The sequence below is a fragment of the Kluyvera sp. genome, from assembly GCF_047971185.1.
Lineage (GTDB): Bacteria > Pseudomonadota > Gammaproteobacteria > Enterobacterales > Enterobacteriaceae > Kluyvera.
Map to the genome: position 1 here is coordinate 25554 of NZ_JBKDZH010000007.1, position 20545 is coordinate 46098.

21 protein-coding genes are annotated in these 20545 nt (G+C 58.0%); 6 read left to right on the forward strand and 15 right to left on the reverse strand.

All coding sequences use genetic code 11. From position 1 onward, the window contains the following. Positions 1 to 39: 39 nt before the first annotated feature. Complete coding sequence (gene metE / locus ACK5JN_RS01325; RefSeq protein WP_416868514.1) at positions 40 to 2301, reverse strand: 5-methyltetrahydropteroyltriglutamate--homocysteine S-methyltransferase; 2262 nt, start codon at positions 2299 to 2301, stop codon at positions 40 to 42. 117 nt (positions 2302 to 2418) lie between these two features. Here metE and metR point away from each other — a divergent pair, with 117 nt between their 5' ends. After that, positions 2419 to 3372: an HTH-type transcriptional regulator MetR gene (gene metR / locus ACK5JN_RS01330; RefSeq protein WP_416868497.1), complete on the forward strand. Its 954-nt coding sequence runs from the start codon at positions 2419 to 2421 to the stop codon at positions 3370 to 3372. Here metR and ACK5JN_RS01335 read toward each other — a convergent pair. From ACK5JN_RS01335 to pldB, 3 genes are all read right to left on the reverse strand, one after another. After that, positions 3260 to 4159 (reverse strand): carboxylate/amino acid/amine transporter, encoded by a 900-nt coding sequence (locus ACK5JN_RS01335; protein WP_416868498.1) that lies wholly within the window; start codon positions 4157 to 4159, stop codon positions 3260 to 3262. The two genes, metR and ACK5JN_RS01335, sit on opposite strands and share 113 nt — an antisense overlap. Before the next feature lie 85 nt (positions 4160 to 4244). Then, positions 4245 to 5045 (reverse strand): sugar/pyridoxal phosphate phosphatase YigL, encoded by an 801-nt coding sequence (gene yigL / locus ACK5JN_RS01340; protein WP_416868499.1) that lies wholly within the window; start codon positions 5043 to 5045, stop codon positions 4245 to 4247. Between the two features lie 40 nt (positions 5046 to 5085). Continuing rightward, complete coding sequence (pldB, locus tag ACK5JN_RS01345; protein ID WP_416868500.1) at positions 5086 to 6078, reverse strand: lysophospholipase L2; 993 nt, start codon at positions 6076 to 6078, stop codon at positions 5086 to 5088. A 109-nt stretch (positions 6079 to 6187) separates the two neighbouring features. Here pldB and rhtB point away from each other — a divergent pair, with 109 nt between their 5' ends. Together rhtB and ACK5JN_RS01355 are read left to right on the forward strand one after the other, a co-directional pair. After that, a complete protein-coding gene (gene rhtB, locus ACK5JN_RS01350; protein ID WP_416868501.1) occupies positions 6188 to 6808 on the forward strand; it encodes a homoserine/homoserine lactone efflux protein in 621 nt (206 codons plus the stop codon). A 154-nt stretch (positions 6809 to 6962) separates the two neighbouring features. Continuing rightward, entirely contained in the window at positions 6963 to 7847 is an 885-nt protein-coding gene (locus tag ACK5JN_RS01355) for an Rpn family recombination-promoting nuclease/putative transposase (RefSeq protein WP_416868502.1), read from the forward strand. Between the two features lie 47 nt (positions 7848 to 7894). Here the strand turns inward: ACK5JN_RS01355 and rhtC are convergent, their stop codons facing one another. The 3 genes from rhtC to pldA all read right to left on the reverse strand — a co-directional run bounded on the left by rhtC (position 7895) and on the right by pldA (position 11414). Continuing rightward, positions 7895 to 8518, reverse strand: a complete 624-nt coding sequence (rhtC, locus tag ACK5JN_RS01360; RefSeq protein WP_416868503.1) for a threonine export protein RhtC — start codon at positions 8516 to 8518, stop codon at positions 7895 to 7897. 81 nt (positions 8519 to 8599) lie between these two features. Further along, complete coding sequence (gene recQ, locus ACK5JN_RS01365) at positions 8600 to 10429, reverse strand: ATP-dependent DNA helicase RecQ (RefSeq protein WP_416868504.1); 1830 nt, start codon at positions 10427 to 10429, stop codon at positions 8600 to 8602. 118 nt (positions 10430 to 10547) lie between these two features. After that, the gene (pldA, locus tag ACK5JN_RS01370; protein ID WP_416868505.1) at positions 10548 to 11414 is read right to left on the reverse strand and encodes a phospholipase A; all 867 of its coding nucleotides are present in this window, start codon (positions 11412 to 11414) and stop codon (positions 10548 to 10550) included. 160 nt (positions 11415 to 11574) lie between these two features. Between pldA and yigI the strand changes: the two genes are divergently transcribed. Beyond that, positions 11575 to 12042: an acyl-CoA thioesterase YigI gene (gene yigI, locus ACK5JN_RS01375; RefSeq protein WP_106929870.1), complete on the forward strand. Its 468-nt coding sequence runs from the start codon at positions 11575 to 11577 to the stop codon at positions 12040 to 12042. 50 nt (positions 12043 to 12092) lie between these two features. Next, on the forward strand, positions 12093 to 12986 hold the full coding sequence (rarD, locus tag ACK5JN_RS01380; RefSeq protein ID WP_416868506.1) for an EamA family transporter RarD: 894 nt from the start codon (positions 12093 to 12095) through the stop codon (positions 12984 to 12986). 90 nt (positions 12987 to 13076) lie between these two features. On the opposite strand, the gene corA is transcribed toward rarD, so the two are convergent. The 8 genes from corA to lptM form a co-directional block, all read right to left on the reverse strand. Further along, entirely contained in the window at positions 13077 to 14027 is a 951-nt protein-coding gene (gene corA / locus ACK5JN_RS01385; protein WP_416868507.1) for a magnesium/cobalt transporter CorA, read from the reverse strand. A gap of 152 nt (positions 14028 to 14179) precedes the next feature. Next, positions 14180 to 14236 (reverse strand): YsgD/CorL family protein, encoded by a 57-nt coding sequence (gene ysgD, locus ACK5JN_RS01390; protein WP_416868515.1) that lies wholly within the window; start codon positions 14234 to 14236, stop codon positions 14180 to 14182. Between the two features lie 147 nt (positions 14237 to 14383). After that, on the reverse strand, positions 14384 to 16546 hold the full coding sequence (gene uvrD / locus ACK5JN_RS01395) for a DNA helicase II (protein WP_416868508.1): 2163 nt from the start codon (positions 16544 to 16546) through the stop codon (positions 14384 to 14386). A 99-nt stretch (positions 16547 to 16645) separates the two neighbouring features. Further along, a complete protein-coding gene (gene yigB, locus ACK5JN_RS01400; protein ID WP_416868509.1) occupies positions 16646 to 17362 on the reverse strand; it encodes a 5-amino-6-(5-phospho-D-ribitylamino)uracil phosphatase YigB in 717 nt (238 codons plus the stop codon). Next, positions 17362 to 18267 (reverse strand): tyrosine recombinase XerC, encoded by a 906-nt coding sequence (xerC, locus tag ACK5JN_RS01405; RefSeq protein WP_416868510.1) that lies wholly within the window; start codon positions 18265 to 18267, stop codon positions 17362 to 17364. Before xerC ends, yigB begins: the two co-directional genes overlap by 1 nt. After that, on the reverse strand, positions 18264 to 18971 hold the full coding sequence (locus ACK5JN_RS01410; RefSeq protein WP_416868511.1) for a DUF484 domain-containing protein: 708 nt from the start codon (positions 18969 to 18971) through the stop codon (positions 18264 to 18266). The genes xerC and ACK5JN_RS01410 overlap by 4 nt, the downstream gene beginning before the upstream one ends. Next, a complete protein-coding gene (gene dapF / locus ACK5JN_RS01415) occupies positions 18968 to 19792 on the reverse strand; it encodes a diaminopimelate epimerase (protein ID WP_064546442.1) in 825 nt (274 codons plus the stop codon). The genes ACK5JN_RS01410 and dapF overlap by 4 nt, the downstream gene beginning before the upstream one ends. 34 nt (positions 19793 to 19826) lie before the next feature. Then, positions 19827 to 20030, reverse strand: a complete 204-nt coding sequence (lptM, locus tag ACK5JN_RS01420) for an LPS translocon maturation chaperone LptM (RefSeq protein WP_416868512.1) — start codon at positions 20028 to 20030, stop codon at positions 19827 to 19829. A gap of 139 nt (positions 20031 to 20169) precedes the next feature. Here lptM and cyaY point away from each other — a divergent pair, with 139 nt between their 5' ends. Further along, a complete protein-coding gene (gene cyaY / locus ACK5JN_RS01425; protein WP_416868513.1) occupies positions 20170 to 20490 on the forward strand; it encodes an iron donor protein CyaY in 321 nt (106 codons plus the stop codon). Positions 20491 to 20545 lie beyond the last annotated feature (55 nt).

The window sequence follows — 20545 nt, forward strand, 5'->3', positions numbered from 1 at the left end:
AAAGGGAGGCCGAAGCCTCCCCCTGATGCCTGCTCTTTCTTACGCCTGACGCAGATTCCGCGCGGCTTGCACCATATTCGCCAGCGCGGCGCGAGTCTCCGGCCAGCCGCGGGTTTTCAGACCGCAGTCCGGGTTCACCCACAGACGCTCCGCCGGAATACGCTGCTCGGCCTTCTTCAGCAGGGCCTCAATCCACTCCACGCTCGGGACGTTCGGCGAGTGAATGTCGTACACGCCCGGCCCGATTTCGTTGGGATAGTCGAACGCTTCAAACGACTCCAGCAGCTCCATATCCGAGCGCGAAGTCTCAATGGTGATCACATCCGCGTCCAGCGCGGCGATCGAATCCATGATGTCGTTGAACTCGCAGTAACACATGTGGGTGTGGATCTGGGTTTCATCCTTCGCCACCGCCGCGTTAATGCGGAAGGCTTCCACGCCCCATGCCAGATACGCGGCCCAGTCGCTGCGACGCAGCGGCAGACCTTCACGCAGCGCCGGTTCATCAATCTGAATAATACCGATACCCGCCGCTTCCAGATCCGCCACTTCATCACGCAGCGCCAGCGCAATCTGCTTCGCGATGGTTTCCCGCGTCACGTCTTCACGCGGGAACGACCAGCAGAGAATGGTCACCGGACCGGTCAACATGCCTTTTACCGGCTTGTCGGTCAGCGACTGCGCGTACTTCGCCCACTCCACGGTGATCGCTTCCGGGCGGCTGACGTCGCCAATCACCACCGGCGGCTTCACGCAGCGGGAACCATAGCTCTGTACCCAACCATTCTGAGTAAAGACGAAGCCATCCAGATGCTCGCCAAAATATTCCACCATGTCATTGCGTTCGGCTTCACCGTGCACCAGCACATCGAGACCCAGACGTTCCTGCTCGACGATCGCCTGCTTAATATGTTCGGCGATACCGGTGCGGTAGTGACCGGCATCCAGGTTGCCCTTTTTGAAGTCCAGCCGCAGGCCGCGAATTTCGGTGGTTTGCGGGAATGAGCCAATCGTGGTGGTGGGCCACGCCGGCAGATTAAAGCGGGCACGCTGTGCTTGGGCACGAACCGGGTAAGCACTGGCGCGCTGGCTGTCCTGCGCGGTGATGCCCGCCAGACGTTTTTCCACCGCCGCGTTATGGACGCGGGTAGAGTGGCGACGCGCCTGAATTGGTGCGCTCCACGCCGTAATTGCCGCCGTATCACCGCTGTTCAGCGCATCGCGCAGCAGCGCCAGCTCTTCACATTTTTGCAGCGCGAAGGCGAACCAGCTCTTCACTTCCGCGTCCAGGCGAGTTTCCACGCTTAAATCAATCGGGCTGTGCAGCAGGGAACAGGATGAAGCCACCCACAGATCACGTTTGCCGACGATATTTTTAATTTGTGCATATTTTTCGCTGAGATCGGCGCGCCAGACGTTACGACCGTTTACCAGACCGGCTGACAGCAACCAGTCGGCAGGCAGGCGCTGGTGCAGCTCGGCAACGTCATCTTTGCCGTATACCAGGTCGACGTGCAGACCCTGCACCGGCAGCGCGGTAAGGGTATCCAGGTTTGGCGTGACGCCCTCGAAATAGGTGGTCAGCAGTAATTTGACCTGCTCTGCCAGCGCGTCATACGCGGGTTTGAAGGCGTTCAGCCAAACCTGCGGCAACTCCAGCACCAGCGCCGGTTCATCAATCTGTACCCATTCAATATCGCGTTTCGCCAGTTCGCCCAGCACCTGCTGGTACACCGGCAGAATGTCGTTGAGCAGGGTCAGGCGGTCAAACGGTTCGCCCTTCACTTTTCCCAGCCACAGGTAGGTTACCGGCCCCAGCAGCACAGGCTTCACCTTGTGGCCGAGCGCCAGCGCTTCGTCCACTTCCTCCAGCAGTTGGGTCCAGGTCAGATTGAACTGCTGACCTTTGGTGAACTCCGGCACCATGTAGTGATAGTTGGTATTAAACCATTTGGTCATTTCTGCGGCCGCCGCGGGCTCACCCGTCGGGGCGCGGCCACGGCCAATGCGGAATAAGGTATCGATATCCACCGAGCCGTCTTTATTTTGATGACGCGCCGGAACGTTGCCGAGCAGCAGGCTGGTGGTTAGCACGTGATCGTACCAGGCGAAATCGCCCACCGGCAGCAGGTCCACGCCCGCTTGCTTCTGCTGATCCCAGTGGCGGGCGCGCAGTTCGCGGCCTACGGACAGCAGTTCTTCACGGGAGGCGTTACCCGCCCAGTAGCTTTCTTGCGCTTTTTTCAGCTCGCGACGCAGGCCTACGCGAGGAAAACCGAGGGTGTGGTTCAGGATAGTCATCATTTGCCTCTCATGGATTTTTCAGTATTTAGCCGTCCAGATGTTTACACATCCATAATTGGCAGTTACTGTATATTCCTCAAGCGCAAATTGTTCATGCCGAAGTGAAGGACTTTCATGATTGAAATAAAACATCTGAAAACGCTCCAGGCGTTGCGGAACTGCGGGTCACTCGCAGCGGCGGCGGCAACGCTGCATCAGACGCAATCCGCCCTTTCCCACCAGTTCAGCGATCTGGAGCAGCGCCTCGGCTTTCGACTCTTTGTCCGTAAAAGCCAGCCGCTGCGCTTTACGCCGCAGGGAGAGATCCTGCTGCAGCTGGCCAATCAGGTGTTGCCGCAAATCAGCCAGGCGCTGCAGGCCTGTAACGAGCCGCAGCAGGCGACGCTGCGTATCGCTATCGAATGCCATAGCTGCATTCAATGGCTGACGCCCGCGCTGGAAAACTTCCACAAGCAGTGGCCGCAGGTGGAGATGGACTTTAAGTCCGGCGTCACCTTCGACCCGCAGCCGGCGCTACAGCAGAGCGAGCTGGATATCGTCCTGACCTCCGACATCCTGCCGCGCAGCGGTCTGCACTATTCACCGATGTTTGATTATGAAGTGCGCCTGATTCTGGCGCCGGATCACCCGCTGGCGGCCAAAGCGCGAATTACGCCGGAAGACCTGGCGACGGAAACGCTGTTGATTTATCCGGTGCAGCGCCAGCGCCTGGATATCTGGCGGCACTTCCTGCAACCGGCGGGCATCAGCCCGCAGCTGAAAAGCGTGGATAACACGCTGCTGCTGATTCAGATGGTCGCCGCGCGGATGGGCATTGCCGCCCTGCCGCACTGGGTGGTGGAGAGTTTTGAGCGCCAGGGTCTGGTGGTGACCAAAACCCTGGGCGAAGGGCTGTGGAGCCGGCTGTACGCCGCCGTGCGCGATGGCGAGCAGCGTCAGCCGGTGATGGAGGCGTTTATTCGCTCAGCGCGGAACCACGCTTGCGATCATCTGCCGTTTGTGAAGAACGCGGAGCGACCCAATGCCGATGCACCCACAGCGAGGCCAGGATCACAGCCGCGCCTGTAAGGAAGCTCGGCCAGTGCGGCTGCTGGTGCCAGATAGCCAGGTTAACCAGCAGCCCCGCCGGCACATGCATATTGTTCATGATACCTAAGGTGCCCGCATCCACCTGCGTGGCGCCGTAGTTCCACATAAAGTAGCCAATCCCCGACGCCACCACGCCCAGGAATACCAGAATCCCCCACTGCGGCAGGGTTTGCGGCATTTTCTGCGCGTTGCCGAGCAGCATCCACGCCACCGACGCCACCAGAAACGCCCCGAGGTAGAACCACGCAAAAGCGTTATGCTGCGGCATCGGGCGAGTCTCCATCAGGCGCTTATAGCCCACCATGCCAATGGCAAAGACGATATTGGAGAGCTGCACCAGGATAAGGCCAGTCCAGAAGTGGTTGGTAATATGGTCGTAACGGATAATCCCCGCGCCAATCACCGCCAGCAGCGCGCTGAAGGCGTAGCTCCAGCGCAGGCGGCGCCCGCTCATCAGGTCATAAATCAGCGTGATATAGAGCGGCGTCAGCACGGTAAACAGTAGCAGCTCGGACACCGTCAGGTACAGATAGGCGTGGAAGCTCAGCATGTACATGATACCCAGCTGCATCGCCCCCACCAGCATATACAGCCCGACGGTTTTCAGGCTGTGACCTCGGGTACGCAGAAATGGCAGGAACACCAGCGCCGCCAGGCCCACGCGCACCAGCACCGCAAAGTAGCTGTCAACGTGTCCGGCGAGGTATTCGCCGTAAAAACTAAATGAGAAAGCCCACAGAATCGTGGTAATAATCAGCAGCGCCACAATGAATGTCCCATAGGAAGAGGAACACGCATTGTAGCGGAGATGGAAGTTGACAACTGACCAATAAATAGCCAGTCGTCATTCTTTAATCAAGGTACAGCTTGCGCAGGTAGTGTGGCACCGCGTCATCGGCGTTCGAGCCGATCACTTCGAGGTCCGGATGCAGATCTTTCAGACGCTGGTGCGCCCCTTCCATAATGCAGCCTTTACCCGCCATCGACAGCATTTCCGCATCGTTCATGCCGTCGCCAAAGGCGATACAGTCTTTCAGCGTATAGCCCATCGCCTTCGCCACCGCTTCCAGCGCGTGACCTTTCGACACGCCGCCCGCCATCACTTCCAGACAGGTTAAGGTCGAGAAGCTGACGTTGACGCGATCGCCCCAGCGCGCGTTAATCGCCTGCTCCAGCGGCAGCAACGTTTGGTGGTCGTTACAGGTAAAGAACACCTTGCTGACGCCTTCCGGCTCCAGCAGACCCGGCTCGTACAGGGTGTAGTTGAACACCGCTTCTTTAAAGAAACGCATCTCTTCCGGGCGGTGACGGTTCATAAACCATTCGTCGTCGCGATAGACGTTGGTTACGATATCCGGATTGGTATTGACGATACCAAACAGATCGGCGGCGATATCGCGATCGAGGTTATGGGCGAACACCTGCTTGCCGTCGGCGTCGTGCACGCGCGCGCCGTTGGAGGTGATCATGTAGGCTTTGATCCCCAGATTATCGCGGATCTGGCCAACGTCAATGTAGTGACGACCGGTGGCGAACACGAAGTTCAGCCCGCGCTCGGTCAGCAGCTGCAACGTCTCTTTGGCGTACGGCGTTAAGTGGTGGTCAGGAGAGAGTAAGGTGCCATCTAAATCAGACGCGACGACCTGGTACATAAACGAATTTAACCTCTAAAAGTGCGGCGCTGGCGCCGAATTAACGGTGTCGATTGAAAAAATCGACGATGGCATTGAGTGCTACTGAGCGCATAGCGTCCTTTTCAAAAAGGATCTCATGATAGGCGCCTTCGATGACAAACGGTTTACCGCCCTCGCAAGGGTGGCCCGCTTCGGCGCGAAGAGCGCAGTAACGATCGTGCATGCGGTTATCCACCACGCGTTCTTCTTCCGCCTGGATCAGCAGCAACGGGAAGGTGTGGTTTGGGGCATCGGCAAGAATCTGTTCTCCCGCCAGGATACCTTCTCTGACCCAATGGTACGTAGGCCCGCCTACGCGCAGCCTGGGTTCATCGGCGTAAAAACGCACGTTGCGCCGATAGCGTTCACGGCTATGGGTCAGTACGTTAAGGCTAAACGGCAGCGCGTGCCATCGGCCTGTTCCCATTGCATACCCTTCACGAAGACGCTGATGGCCCTCAGCCCAATCGAGAAGCGGCCGCACAACCCATTCCGGCAGGCGCATGATAATACCGAACATGGGCGCACAAAGCGCGATGGCATCACAGCCCTGCGGATTACGCTGCAAAAACTGCGTCGCAATCGCCCCGCCCATCGAGTGGGCGAGAATAAACCGCTGACGCCAGCGCCCCGGCAGCACCTCTTGCTGCCAGAAGGCGGCCAGATCGTCGACGTAGTCGCTAAATTTCGCCACATGGCCGCGATGGGTATCCGTTAACATCCGCCCGGAACGCCCCTGACCGCGGTGGTCGATAATCAGGACATCAAAACCGCTGTGGAAAAGATCGTAGGCCAGTTCGGCATACTTCACATAGCTTTCAATACGCCCCGGACAGACCACAATCACCCGGTCGTGCGCGGGCGAGCTGAAACGGACAAAGCGTACCGGAACGCAATCCACGCCGATAAACTCCGCCTCTTCCCGCCCGCGCCAGAAATCCATTAGCGGGCCAGTGGTAAACGCAGCAAACGCGTTTTCTCTGGTATTCCAATCCTTTTGCTGTTGAAACATCGGGCTTCCACCCCTGTTAACCGCTGAATATTGTTTTTTCGTGACGCATCACACAACGTCTGGACAATAGCGTATTGTGGCATAAAAACAGACAATCAGGGAGTTTCTCATGACCTTCGAATGGTGGTTCGCCTACCTGCTGACATCCATAATTCTTAGCCTCTCGCCGGGCTCAGGGGCGATCAATACCATGACCACCTCCATCAACCACGGCTATCGCGGCGCGGCGGCCTCAATTGCCGGGCTGCAAACGGGGCTGGCGATTCATATCGTACTGGTGGGCATCGGTCTTGGCACCCTATTCTCCCGCTCGGTGCTGGCCTTCGAAGTGCTGAAGTGGGCGGGCGCGGCGTATCTGATCTGGCTGGGTATCCAGCAGTGGCGCGCGGCAGGCTCTATTGACCTGAAAACGCTGGCCAAGACGCAATCACGCGGCAAACTTTTCCAGCGCGCGGTGTTCGTTAACCTGACCAACCCAAAGAGCATTGTGTTTCTTGCCGCGCTGTTCCCCCAGTTCATCGTACCGCACCAGCCTCAGGTGATGCAGTACCTGGTGCTTGGCGTCACCACCATTGTGGTCGATATCATCGTGATGATTGGCTACGCCACGCTGGCGCAGCGCATCTCGGCGTGGATTAAAGGGCCGAAGCAGATGAAAGCATTGAATAAGGTGTTTGGTTCTCTGTTTATGCTGGTAGGCGCGCTTCTCGCGTCGGCAAGGCATGCGTGAACGCGGCTCGCAGTTTTTTGTCACCAGCGTAGCCAGCCGACAAATTGACACGAGGCCGCACGCATAGCCGAAAACGGTTTTAAATCTCCGCTACTGGCGCGGACGCGCCGGTGCCAGAATGCCGCCAGACCTTCTTATTCAAGGATGACGGACGATGGCGGAAGCTGCCTCACCGCATGACGCGGTCTTCAAAACGTTTCTGTCCCGCGTGGAAACCGCGCGGGATTTTATCGAGATTCATCTACCGCCAGCGCTGATAAAACTGTGCAAACTGGAGACACTGCGCTTAGAGTCAGGGAGTTTTGTTGAAGACGACCTGCGTCCTTACTACAACGATATTATCTATTCCCTGCAAACCACGACCGGGCGCGGCTATATCCATGTTCTTATCGAGCACCAGAGCTCGCCGGACAAACATATGGCCTTTCGCTTGCTACGCTACGCTGTAGCGGCGATGCAGCAGCATCTCAATGCGGGTCATAAGAAACTGCCGCTAGTCATCCCTATTCTGTTCTATCACGGCAAGCGCAGCCCCTATCCCTGGACGCTGAACTGGCTAGATGAATTTCACGATCCGAATGCGGCGCGCCAGCTTTACAGCCAGGCTTTTCCGCTCGTCGATATCACCACTATTCCTGACGAAGAAATTATGCAACATCGCAGTATGGCGGCGCTTACGCTAGTACAAAAGCATATCCGCCTCCGTGATATGGCGCAGTTGGAGGATAAACTCGCCAATCTGTTCGTATCAGGACTGTTGAGCGGACAACAAATAACCGTCCTGGTAAACTACATGGTGCGGGCGGGACAAGCTCGAAACGTTCAGAAACTATTGTATGGGCTGGCACAGCGCGTGCCGGAGCATGGAGATAAATTCATGACCATGGCAGAAGAGTTGAAGATGATTGGACGAAAGGAAGGAAAACACAGCGCAATGCAGGATGTGGCAAAAGCCATGCTGGCGCGGGGGTTTGAACATGGTGTAATCATGGAAATCACCGGCCTTTCAGCCAATGAACTACAGCAGCTCAAGCGCTGAAATAACGCAGCCCACCCGGGAACACGTCGTCGAGTGGGTCAGCGCGGTTAACGCGAAATAATCAGGTGGATCCCGAAGCCCGCGAACAGCGTTCCGGCGACGCCGTCAATCCACTTCGCCGCGCGCTGATAGCCGCGACGCATCGCCGGTAGCGCAAACAGGCTGGCGACCACAGTGAACCACGCCAGCGTTTCAAGCACGATCAGCAGGAAAATACCCCAGCGCGCGCCTGCGCCAACGTTGTCGCCGACGAAAAGTGAGAACACCGAGCCAAAATAGATAATCGCTTTCGGATTCGCGAGGTTGGTCAGCAGCCCCTTCATAAAGCTGCGCCCGCCCTGCGCCAGCTCCACCTTCGGCTCGGCGGTGGCGGCCGTTTTCTCTTTCTTCAGCGCCCCGCGCAGCATCTGGTAGCCCATCCAGCACAGGTACAGGCCGCCGCCGACCATAATGATGGTGTGCAGCCACGCCATTTTTTCGATAATCAGATGCAGGCCAAGCAGCGCCACGCCCGCCCAGACCATGACGCCGCAGGTAATCCCCAGAACGCCCATCATCGCTTCTTTACGCGAACGACTTACGGCAGTCTGGGAGACAAAAAAGAAGTCTGGGCCGGGGCTCATCAACGCAATGATGTGCACCAGCGCCACGGTAAGAAATAGCGTTAACATGATAGACCTACCAAACGAGACGATAAATTCGCGGAAAATAGTTCAGTGAGTCACTATCCTGACACTTTTTTCGCCAGCTGACTACTCTTCATCATCGCCGTCGACATGCGCACGAATCAGCGCCAGAAACTCGCGGCCAAAGCGCTCGAGTTTCCGCGTGCCGACGCCGTTGACGCTAAGCATATCGCTCGGCGAGATCGGCATCTGCTCGGCCATTTCAATCAGGGTCGCGTCGTTAAAGACGACGTACGGCGGGATATTTTCTTCATCGGCGATGGCTTTACGCAGCTTGCGCAGCTTGGCGAACAGCTGTTTGTCGTAGTTGCCGACCGCCGCTTTCTGCATCACGCGCGGCTTCAGCGCCACAATACGCGGCACGGCGAGCTGTAGCGGCGCCTCGCCGCGCAGCACCGGTCGCGAGGCGTCGGTGAGCTGCAGGGCCGAATGCTGGGCGATATTTTGCGTAACAAAGCCCAGATGGATCAGCTGGCGGATCACGCTAACCCAGTGCTCATGGCTTTTATCACGCCCCATTCCGTAGACTTTCAGCTTATCGTGGCCGAACTCGCGGATACGTTGGCTATTCGCGCCGCGGATCACTTCCACCACGTAGCCCATCCCAAAGCGCTGGTTAACCCGGCCAATGGTGGAAAGGGCAATCTGCGCATCCTGCACGCCATCGTACTGTTTTGGCGGGTCGAGGCAGATATCGCAGTTGCCGCACGGCTCCTGACGCCCTTCGCCAAAGTAGTTCAGCAGCACCAGGCGACGACAGGTTTGCGCTTCGGCAAAGGCCCCCATCGCGTTGAGCTTATGCCGCTCGATGTCCTGCAGCACGCCCTCTGGCTTTTCTTCCAGGCAGCGGCGCAGCCACGCCATATCCGCCGGGTCGTAAAACAGCATCGCCTCCGCAGGCAGGCCGTCACGCCCGGCGCGGCCGGTCTCCTGATAGTAGGATTCGATGTTGCGAGGAATATCAAAGTGCACCACAAAGCGCACGTTCGGCTTGTTGATGCCCATGCCGAACGCCACGGTGGCGACCACAATTTGCAGATCGTCGCGCTGGAATTTCTCCTGCACGTCGGCGCGCACGTCGTTTTCCAGTCCGGCATGGTAAGCCCCGGCGCTAATCCCCCGGCTTTGCAGACGCGCGGCGGTGTCTTCCACTTTCGAACGGCTGTTGCAGTAGATAATGCCGGATTTGCCGCGCTGCTCCTGCACGTAGCGCATCAGCTGGTCGAGCGGCTTGAACTTCTCCATCAGCATATAGCGAATATTGGGCCGGTCGAAGCTGCTGATTTGAATCAGCGGGTCGTTCAGCCCCAGCAGGCGCACGATGTCGTTGCGGGTGGTGTCATCGGCGGTGGCGGTCAGCGCCATAAACGGCAGCGCCGGGAAGCGCTGGCGCAGATGGCCCAGCGCGGCGTATTCCGGACGGAAGTCGTGGCCCCACTGCGAGATACAGTGCGCTTCATCCACCGCCAGCATCACCGGGTTCCAGTGCGCCAGATGCTCAAGGAAGTTATCCAGCATCAGGCGTTCGGGGGCGATATAGAGCAGGCGAATCTGCCCGCTTCGGCAGCCGGCCATCACCTCTTGCTGCTGTTCGCGGGTCTGGGTGGAGTTGATACACGCCGCCGCCACACCGTTGGCCAGCAGTTGGTCAACCTGGTCTTTCATCAGCGAGATCAGCGGTGAAACCACCACCGTCAGGCCGTCCATCACCAGCGCAGGGATCTGATAACACAGGGATTTACCGCCGCCGGTCGGCATCACGACCAGACAGTCGCGACCGCTCAGTACGGTATCGATGATGGTCTCCTGGCCCGGGCGGAATTGCTGATAGCCAAAGGTCTCCTGCAAAACCTGTTTAGCCAGCGATTCCTGATTGATAACTTCCGCCTGTGCCACGTTGACCCCATTCACCTGAAAATAAAAACAGGCGCTATTTTCAGCGCCTGCGTGCCAAACTGCAATGTTTTAGACAAATTCCTTCGGCCATGCTCGCAACAAACCGTCGGATACCCTGTTAAAACAGGTCGTTAAGCATCACACCGACCCCAACGCGGGTTTGGTTGAAGTTGTAGTCGATAAGCGACTCGCCGTAACCGCTGTAAACCTGAGTATAGACGCGCACGTGCTTGCTAATTGGGTAGCTGACGCCCAGCTCCGCGCCGCCGTAGCCGGTGTTCCAGTTGTACTGCCCCTGCGCGCTCAGTACCGCGTCGCCCAGCTGATAGCCAATTTTCAGGCGGTAGTAGCCCATGTATTTGGTGATATCCGGGTTATCGTCGGTGTCACCCACCACATACCAGGGTTTCACCTCTACCAGCCAGTTGCCGTTTTGCGCCATCAGGCGCGTGTACAGGCGGTTCCAGCTGCGTGAAGTCGGGTCGGAGCGGCCGTTAGAGTCATGGTTGAAGCCCACTTCCACATCGCGCAGCGTCCAGCCCGCAAAGCGGTAGTCGGTGGCGAAGCCCAGGAACATCTGCGGCTCGTAGTTGGTTTCACGGAACGGTGCGGATTCGCCGCTGTTGGAAAGCTGCCACCAGGAGCGCTGGGTATAGGAGGCCGCCAATACCGAGTTATCCCCCAGGATGCCGCGCCACAGCGGGAAAGCCAGACTGAGCTGGAACTTCACCTCGTCCTTACGCGCGTTTTCGGCCCAGTCGTAGGTACGAATCGCCTCTTTATTAAGGTCGCTGGTCCAGGTGTACAGCAGGTAGTTACTTTCATAGGGGTAGAGCGTGAACGGATTGTCATGCTCCTGCAGCAGGTTTGCGATAATACTGCCGCGTACCGCCGGTACATCATGGACTTCCTTAATCGTCGCTTCCTGCGCCAACGCCGAAACAGGCAGCAGCAGCGCCAATAACCCACTCCTTGAGAGTCGCATCGGTGACTTTCCCCTATGTTATATAAAAACAATGAATAACAAAATGACACTCATTCTACCTTTTTACCCTGTTCTTGCTCATCAAACCTTTCCGAAAGTAGAAATCAACATCCAATCGGCATAAAATCAACATTTTATTAACATGCAAAATAAGGTCATTATGTCTGCCGAACTCACCGCCGCCGACGCACTCAAGCTGGTTGGGGAAATCTTTGTCTACCACATGCCGTTTAATCGCGCCCTGAATCTGGAGCTGGAGGTTTATGAAAAAGCCTTCGCGCAGCTGAGCTTTAACAACCAGCCGATGATGGTGGGGAACTGGGCGCAAAGCATTCTGCACGGTGGGGTGATTGCCTCGGCGCTGGACGTGGCCGCCGGATTGGTATGCGTGGGCAGCACGCTGACGCGCCACGACACCATTAATGAAGACGAGCTGCGCCAACGGCTGTCGAAGATGGGCACCATCGATCTGCGCGTGGACTACCTGCGCCCGGGCCGGGGCACGCGCTTTACCGCCAGCAGCACGCTGCTGCGCGCCGGTAATAAGGTTGCGGTGGCGCGCGTCGAGCTGCACAACGAAGAGAAAACGCATATCGCCAGCGCGACGGCGACTTATATGGTGGGATAACCGCCAGAATCGCGTAACATTGCATGACTTTTTCGTAATGGATGTTTCACATGGATCCCAAGCAAACGCGTCAGGGCGTACTGCTCGCTCTTGCCGCCTATTTTATCTGGGGCATCGCTCCAGCCTATTTCAAGCTGATCTACTACGTTCCTGCCGATGAAATCCTGACCCACCGCGTTATCTGGTCGTTTTTCTTTATGGTGGCGTTGATCAGCATCAGCCGCCAATGGCCGCAGGTACGCACGCTGCTGAAAACCCCGAAAAAGGTCTTTCTGCTGGCGTTGTCGGCGGTGCTGATCGGTGGTAACTGGCTGCTGTTCATCTGGTCGGTCAACAACCATCATATGCTGGAAGCCAGCCTCGGGTATTTCATTAACCCGCTGGTGAATATTTTGCTGGGGATGATTTTCCTCGGCGAACGCTTCCGCCGGATGCAGTGGCTGGCGGTGATTCTGGCGATCTGCGGCGTGCTGGTACAGCTGTGGACCTTTGGCTCACTGCCGATTATCGCGCTGGGGCTGGCGTTCAGCTTTGCCTTCTACGGCCTGGTGCGTAAGAAAATTGCCGTCGATGCGCAGACGGGAATGCTGTTTGAAACGCTGTGGCTGCTGCCGGTGGCGGCGATTTATCTGTTCGGCATCGCCGACAGCGCCACCAGCCATATGGGACAAAACGCCTGGTCGCTGAACCTGCTGCTGATCGCCGCCGGCGTCGTGACCACCATTCCGCTGCTGTGCTTTACCGGCGCGGCAACGCGTCTGCGCCTCTCGACGCTGGGCTTTTTCCAGTACATCGGGCCAACGCTGATGTTCCTGCTGGCGGTAACCTTCTACGGAGAAGTGCCGGGGGCGGACAAGATGGTAACGTTCGCGTTTATCTGGGTGGCGCTGGCGATTTTCGTGATGGATGCGATCTATACGCAAAGACGGGGACGTCGCGGATAAATCCTTGCCGGATGGCGCTTCGCTTATCCGGCCTACGATTAGTAATGACTTGTCGGCCGGATAAGGCATCGCCGCCATCCGGCACACGCGTTACAGCCAGTTCTTGCGCTTAAAGTACAGGTACGGCGCCAGCCCGGCAAGAATCATAAAGATAATCGCCCCTGGGTAACCAAAGCTCCAGCGCAGCTCTGGCATAAACTCGAAGTTCATCCCATAGCTTGAGGCCACCAGCGTCGGCGGCAGGAACACCACGGAGACCACCGAGAAGATCTTGATGATGCGGTTCTGCTCGATGTTGATAAAGCCCATCGCCGCCTGCATCAGGAAGTTCACCTTCTGGAACAGCGATTCGTTATGCGGCAGCAGAGATTCGATATCGCGCAGGATTTCACGCGCCTGCTCCAACTGGACGGCCGGTAGACGCGCCTTGCGTACCAGGAAGTTCAGCGCGCGCTGGGTATCCATCAGACACAGGCGTACCTTCCAGCCGATATCTTCCAGCTCCGCCAGCGTTGACAGCGCTTCGTCGTACTCGTCGCCCTGGTGCCCTTCCATAATCACGCGGCTCAGCTTTTCCAGGTCGCTGTAGATGTTTTCAATTTCATCCGCCAGCTGTTCGATTTTGGTTTCGAACAGATCAAGAAGCAGCTCATAGGCGTTGCCATCGACCATGGCCTGATTACGCGCGCGCATACGATACAGGCGGAAGGCCGGCAGTTCGCGCTCGCGCAGGGTGAACAGTCGCCCTTCGCGGATGGTGAATGCGACGGTGGAGTTGCCGGCGTGATCGTCCGCATCTTCATAGAAGAAGAAGGAGTGAATATGCAGGCCGTCTTCGTCTTCAAAAAAACGTGCGGATGCTTCGATGTCTTCCAGTTCGGGGCGCGTGGCCAGGTTCTGGCCCAAATCCTTTTGCACACGGCTACGTTCTTCGTCATCCGGCTCGACTAAATCGACCCACACCGAGCTGGCGAGATGATCGATTTCGTCTGCTTCCAGACGCGTTAAACGATTGTTTTCCAGTTGAAATGCGCTCAGCATGACCGGGACTCCCAATGCAAAAAATTATCGGACAGCCGGTGGGCACACAGAAACTACAGGGGTTTCAGACCATTAAACAGCCTGACTCAATGCGACGGGATACAATACGGGTCGCTGACAACCGCTAAGGATATCAGCAAAAGAGGATAGCCTTAGGAGTTGCTCCTGAATGACAGGAAGGTGAGCCAGCATCTACTGGGTGTGTCCAAGGCTTTGTCCTCTTAGCGTAATCGTGCGCGCATGTTACGCCAGCAAAAAAACGGCGTCAACACGCAACGAAACGCTAACCGGGATTAATTACCTTCTGTTCCCTAAGGCTAGCAGATCGTTACAAAATAGTGATATTTTTCTGAAAGTTATACTGTTTCTAGTCTGGCGTAGGCCGCCACCAGCCATTTAATTCCCTGCCCCTGGAACGCCACCTGCAGACGGCTGTGTTCACCGCTGCCTTCCAGGTTGACGATGGTCCCCTCGCCAAACTTGGCGTGGCGAACCCGCTGGCCAAGTTTGTAGCCGGTATCGTTCTCCGCCATCGGCGTGCCCATCCGCTGATGGCTCACCGGGCGGCTGACGGTGGCGCGCAGGCGCACCTCTTCGACACAGGCTTCCGGCAGCTCGCCGATAAAGCGCGACGGGCGGTGATACACCTCTTTACCGTACAGGCGGCGCGTTTCGGCGTAGGTCAGCGTCAGCTTCTGCATCGCACGGGTGACCCCAACGTAGGCCAGGCGACGCTCTTCTTCCAGGCGCCCGCCTTCATCCAGCGACATCTGGCTCGGGAACATGCCCTCTTCCATGCCGACGATAAACACCTGCGGGAACTCCAGGCCTTTCGCCGAGTGCAGCGTCATCAGCTGCACCGCGTCCTGCCAGGTGTCGGCCTGACCTTCCCCGGCTTCCAGCGCCGCGTGGGAGAGGAAGGCCTGTAGCGGCATCAGATCTTCGTCTTCTTCGTTGTAGCTGAACTGGCGCGTTGCCGTCACCAGTTCGTCTAAGTTTTCGATTCGTGTCTGGCCTTTTTCGCCCTTTTCCTGCTCGTACATCATGCGCAGGCCCGAATCTTTGACCACCCGGTCGGTCTGCACGTGCAGCGGCATATCGGCTGTTTCCTGCGCCAGCGCGTCAATCAGCTCCATAAAGCGCTGCAGGGCGCTGGCGGCGCGACCGGCCAGCGCTTTCTCTTGCAGCAGCTCGCGGCAGGCCTGCCACAGCGTCAGTTGGCGATCGCGCGAGGTCTGGCGCACCACGTCCAGGGTACGATCGCCAATGCCGCGAGTAGGCGTATTCACCACCCGCTCAAACGCCGCGTCGTCGTTACGGTTAGCAATCAGGCGCAGGTACGAGAGCGCGTCTTTAATTTCCTGACGTTCGAAGAAGCGCATCCCGCCATAGATACGGTACGGCATACTGGCCTGTAACAGCGCCTCTTCCAGCACGCGAGATTGGGCGTTGCTGCGATAGAGGATGGCGCACTGGTCCAGCGCGCCGCCGTTGTCCTGCCAGGTTTTAATACGGTTGACCACGAAGCGGGCTTCGTCGAGTTCGTTAAACGCGCAGTAGAGCGAGATCGGCTCGCCGTCGGCGCCGTCGGTCCACAGCTTTTTGCCCAGACGCCCGTTGTTGTTCTCAATCAGGGCGTTGGCGGCGCTCAGAATGTTGCTGGTCGAACGGTAGTTCTGTTCCAGGCGGATGGTTTCCGCGCCGGGGAAATCGTTGAGGAAGCGCTGGATGTTCTCCACCTGCGCCCCGCGCCAGCCGTAGATCGACTGGTCATCGTCGCCGACGATCATCACCTTGCCGGTGTCGCCCGCCAGCAGACGGATCCACGCGTACTGGATGTTGTTGGTATCCTGGAATTCGTCCACCAGGATATTGGTAAAGCGTTCGCGGTAGTGCTGAAGAATGTGCGGCTTGTTGAGCCACAGCTCGTGGGCGCGCAGCAGCAGTTCGGCGAAGTCCACCAGCCCCGCGCGATCGCACGCTTCCTGATAGGCCTGATACACCTTCTGCCAGGTCTGCTCGACCGGGTTGCCGTAGCTTTGCAGGTGGTGCGGGCGCAGCCCTTCGTCTTTCTGGCTGTTGATAAACCACATCGCCTGACGCGGCGGCCACTGCTTCTCATCGAGGTTCATCGCCTTGATCAGACGCTTGAGCAGACGCAGCTGATCTTCGCTGTCGAGGATCTGGAAATCCTGCGGCAGGTTGGCGTCGAGGTGGTGAGCGCGCAGCAGACGGTGCGCCAGCCCGTGGAAGGTGCCGACCCACATGCCGCCCTGGGAGGTGCCCATCAGTTCGGCAATACGGTGGCGCATTTCCGCCGCCGCTTTATTGGTGAAGGTCACCGCCATAATGGAATACGGCGAGCAGTTCTCGACGCTTTGCAGCCAGGCAATGCGGTGCACCAGCACCCGCGTCTTACCGCTGCCTGCCCCGGCGAGCACCAGCATGTTAGTTCGCTCCGCCGCGACGGCTTCGCGCTGTTTATCGTTGAGGCTGTCGAGCAGGTAAGAAACGTCCATTGGCGGCACCGTCGGTCAATAAAAAGAGAACCGCTACGCTAAATCATTCGTACAGCGTCGAAGGACTTAGCGTAGCGAACACTGGGAATTTATACAGAATTATATCAGCGAGGTCAGAGATGCCAACCGGGAAATCTCAACATGCGGCAACAAACGGCTATCCGCGGTCTGCATCAGGTCGGCATTTTGCGGCTTAATCCAGCAGGCCTGCATTCCGCAGCGCACCGCGCCCGCCACATCGGTGGTCAGGTCATCGCCCACGTGCAGGATCTCAGCGAGCGGTACGTTGAGCTTCTCCGCCGCCAGATGATACATATCGGCAAACGGCTTCGAGCGCCCGTCCGGGCCAGCGCGCAGCACAAATTCAAAGTAGTCGCTCAAGCCAAACAGCTCCGGCTGCGCGTTGCCGTTGGTGATGGCGACCAGCGGCCACTTTTGGCCCAGCTTTTTCAGGGTGTCATGGGTTTCCTGCGGCACGTCGATCCGGCTGCGCCACCGGGCAAAGTTGTTCATTGCCGCATCGGCACCGGCTTTCGCCTCCTCAACCGTTAGCCCCAGCTGTTGCATCCCGAAGGCCAGCGCACGCCAGCGCCATTCGGTGACGTCGTGGTAAATCTCCGGCTCGGTCTGCAGCAGCGCATCGCGCCACTGCTGGAGCGTACGGGCGTCAAAGCTGGCCAGCGCCGGGTGGTAACCGCGCACAAAGTTCAGCGACTCCTGCATCGTGCGGTCTATCACCGGGCGGTTATCGTAAAGGGTGTCGTCAAGGTCAAACGTCAACGCGGCAATCCTGCCCAGCGGTCGATAAAAACGCATTATTTCTCCCGTTTGGCGCGCGGATGCGCCGCATCGTACACCGTAGCAAGGTGTTGAAAATCAAGATGGGTATAGATTTGGGTGGTCGAGAGGTTGGCGTGACCCAGCAGTTCCTGCACCCCGCGTAGATCGCCGCTCGACTCAAGCATATGGGTGGCGAACGAGTGGCGCAGCTTGTGCGGATGCACGTGGCTGTTCAGCCCCTGCTTAATGCCCCACTCGGCAAACCGTTTTTGCACGTTACGCGCCGAAATCCGCTTGCCGAGCTTTGAGAGGAACAGCGCGTCATCGTCACCGCCGAACAGCCCGCGCAGATCGAGCCAGTGTTCAATCCACGCTACGGCGTTGCGGCCAATCGGCAGACGGCGCTCTTTGCTGCCTTTGCCCATCACCCACACTTCGCCGGTGTCGAGATCCAGATGTTTAATATCCAGATTGACCAGCTCCGAAAGACGCAGGCCCGCGCCGTACATCACCTCCAGCATCGCGCGGTCGCGCACCGCCAGCGGGTCGTTAAGATCGATATCCAGCAGGCGGTTTACATCATCGACGTCGATGTTTTTCGGCAGGTGGCGCGGCGCTTTCGGCGCGGCGATGCCTTTTGCCGGGTTGGCGGGCAGCACGCCCTGGCTAACCATCCAGTCAAAGAAGCTGCGTAAAGCCGACAGGCGCAGCGCCAGGCTTGCCGCCCCCAGCCCTTTACGGCGGCTACGGGTGGCGAAGCTGCGTACCATCGCAGCATCACATTGTTGCCAATTCTGCAGGCCCATTCCTTCGGCCAGTTCAATAATGGCATCAAGCTGACGCTGATAGTTCAGAAGCGTGATTGGGCTTAGCTGACGCTCAACGCCCAGGTAGCGGAGAAAACGGCTAACGGCTTGCCCCAGCACGGTATCGGTGGTCATTGACGTTCAATCCATCGTTCCAGCAGGCCAGGCAGCATCAACGCGATTTCCTGCAATAGCTGCGTTCCCTGCCCCGGCTGATAGTGGTGCGGGTCGCGGCTGCTGAACAGGATGACACCAAGATCGCCCTCGCTGCCCATCATCGACATCGCCACCGAACCAACCGCTTTGGCCTCCGGCAACACTAGCAGCAGTTCCGGGCCGTTAAGGGTGCCCAGATAGTGGTTCGACTGGCCTAAGCGTTGGATGCGCAGCGGCTCGAACGCCTGGCGAGAAAGCACCAGATCGGTGTGTTTCGACGGCGCGCCCAGACGCCAGCGATCGGAGAACAATCGTATTGACGCCCCCGCCAACCCCAGCTCGCGCGCCCAGCGATGCAAGCGCAGCAGCAGATCGTCGAGGCTTTCCGCGCACGCCAGCCGGTTTTGCAGATGCAGCAGGCGGTAGAACAGCCCTTCGTTGGCCGTCGCCTGTTCCATAAGCTGACCCATGCTCTCTTCGAGCGTCGCGATATAGTTGCGCGAGCGCGCCATATGCCACTCGACCAGCGAGACCATGCCCCGCACCGGGTGCGGAACGCGCATCTGTTCAACGGCAGCGGCATTACGAATAAAGAATTCAGGATGTTGCAACAGATAGTCCACCACCGCGCTGTCGTTTAGCGTGGCGATGACGTCCTGCTGTTCTTCCCCGACTGATTTCATAAGTGAATAAATCCGTCATAGACATGTGCCGCCGGGCCAGTCATAAACAACGGTTGGCCCGGTCCTTTCCAGGCGATATCAAGACGCCCGCCCGGCAATTCCACGCGCACTTCTTCCGCCAGCAGCCCCTGCTGAATGCCGACGGCGACCGCCGCACACGCACCGCTACCGCAGGCCTGAGTTTCACCCGCGCCGCGTTCATACACGCGCAGGCGGATGTGATCGCGTTTCACGACCTGCATAAAACCAATGTTAGCCCGTTCTGGAAAACGTTCATGGCTTTCCATCACCGGGCCCAGCGTCTCGACCGCCGCGGTATCCACGTCGTCGACCTGAATCACGCAGTGCGGGTTGCCCATAGAAACCACGCCGCACAATACTGTCTGTTCGGCCGCACGCATAATATAGGTCTTTTCCGCTTTGTTGGCGCGGAACGGCACCTGCGAGGGTTCAAAGTTCGGCTCGCCCATATTGACGCGCACCAGGTCATCTTCCGTGACGCTTAATACCATACGGCCATTGGCCGTGCTGACGCGGATGTCACGTTTATTGGTCAGGCCTTTCAGGCGCACGAAGCGGGCAAAGCAGCGCGCGCCGTTGCCGCACTGAGAAACTTCGCTGCCGTCAGCGTTGAAAATGCGGTAGTGAAAATCGAGGTCCGGATCGTACGGCGGCTCAACCACCAGCAGCTGATCGAACCCCACGCCCAGATGCCGGTCCGCCAGGCGGCGGATCAGCTCAGGCGAGAAAAACACATTCTGCGTTACCGCGTCGACGACCATAAAATCGTTGCCGAGGCCATGCATTTTAGAGAACTGCATTATCTACTCCAGTTGCGCGGTACAGAACGGGATATTAGTAGTTAACCTGCGTCGGGCCACCGTTATCGCCACGATCGTTACGATCCGGCGAGGCGCTCTGCACGGGCGGCGTCACGGGTTTGGTCGGTGGTGCCGCCGTCTTGTCAGCCGGAGGAAAATAGAGCGGGCCTTTCAGGCCGCAGCCTGCAAGGCTGAACAGTGCAAGTAACAATGCCAGCGGTCGAAAAATCTTATTCATTCTTAAGATGCCTGTAGTTCAATGCTTTCTATTTTCTATCATCGCAGGAGAAGGCGCAAAAGCAAGCGTTAAGCGCCCGACTGCAACGTGATTTGTTTCACGCTATACTGCCGCCATCACTTAATAACGGAAAACGACAATGAACGACAGTGAATTTCATCGCCTGGCCGACACCCTCTGGCTGACCATCGAAGAACGTCTGGACGACTGGGACGGCGACAGCGATATCGACTGTGAAATCAACGGCGGCGTGCTGACCATCAGCTTCGAAAACGGCAGCAAAATCATCATTAACCGTCAGGAGCCGCTGCACCAGGTGTGGCTGGCGACCAAACAGGGCGGCTATCACTTTGACCTGAAAGGCGACGAGTGGGTCTGCGATCGCAGCGGCGAAACGTTCTGGAATCTGCTGGAGCAGGCGGCAACGCAGCAGGCGGGTGAAGAGGTTAGCTTCCGCTAAGCGCTTTGTGCAATCCCGGCGTCGCTTAGCTCGGCCGGGCTACAACGTTGCCCAA

Coding starts and splice junctions, on each gene's coding strand:
- metE (WP_416868514.1), bottom strand. CDS start 2,301: ATGACTATCCTGAACCACACCCTCGGTTTTCCTCGCGTAGGCCTGCGT.
- metR (WP_416868497.1), top strand. CDS start 2,419: ATGATTGAAATAAAACATCTGAAAACGCTCCAGGCGTTGCGGAACTGC.
- yigL (WP_416868499.1), bottom strand. CDS start 5,045: ATGTACCAGGTCGTCGCGTCTGATTTAGATGGCACCTTACTCTCTCCT.
- pldB (WP_416868500.1), bottom strand. CDS start 6,078: ATGTTTCAACAGCAAAAGGATTGGAATACCAGAGAAAACGCGTTTGCT.
- rhtB (WP_416868501.1), top strand. CDS start 6,188: ATGACCTTCGAATGGTGGTTCGCCTACCTGCTGACATCCATAATTCTT.
- ACK5JN_RS01355 (WP_416868502.1), top strand. CDS start 6,963: ATGGCGGAAGCTGCCTCACCGCATGACGCGGTCTTCAAAACGTTTCTG.
- rhtC (WP_416868503.1), bottom strand. CDS start 8,518: ATGTTAACGCTATTTCTTACCGTGGCGCTGGTGCACATCATTGCGTTG.
- pldA (WP_416868505.1), bottom strand. CDS start 11,414: ATGCGACTCTCAAGGAGTGGGTTATTGGCGCTGCTGCTGCCTGTTTCG.
- yigI (WP_106929870.1), top strand. CDS start 11,575: ATGTCTGCCGAACTCACCGCCGCCGACGCACTCAAGCTGGTTGGGGAA.
- rarD (WP_416868506.1), top strand. CDS start 12,093: ATGGATCCCAAGCAAACGCGTCAGGGCGTACTGCTCGCTCTTGCCGCC.
- corA (WP_416868507.1), bottom strand. CDS start 14,027: ATGCTGAGCGCATTTCAACTGGAAAACAATCGTTTAACGCGTCTGGAA.
- uvrD (WP_416868508.1), bottom strand. CDS start 16,546: ATGGACGTTTCTTACCTGCTCGACAGCCTCAACGATAAACAGCGCGAA.
- yigB (WP_416868509.1), bottom strand. CDS start 17,362: ATGCGTTTTTATCGACCGCTGGGCAGGATTGCCGCGTTGACGTTTGAC.
- xerC (WP_416868510.1), bottom strand. CDS start 18,267: ATGACCACCGATACCGTGCTGGGGCAAGCCGTTAGCCGTTTTCTCCGC.
- ACK5JN_RS01410 (WP_416868511.1), bottom strand. CDS start 18,971: ATGAAATCAGTCGGGGAAGAACAGCAGGACGTCATCGCCACGCTAAAC.
- dapF (WP_064546442.1), bottom strand. CDS start 19,792: ATGCAGTTCTCTAAAATGCATGGCCTCGGCAACGATTTTATGGTCGTC.
- lptM (WP_416868512.1), bottom strand. CDS start 20,030: ATGAATAAGATTTTTCGACCGCTGGCATTGTTACTTGCACTGTTCAGC.
- cyaY (WP_416868513.1), top strand. CDS start 20,170: ATGAACGACAGTGAATTTCATCGCCTGGCCGACACCCTCTGGCTGACC.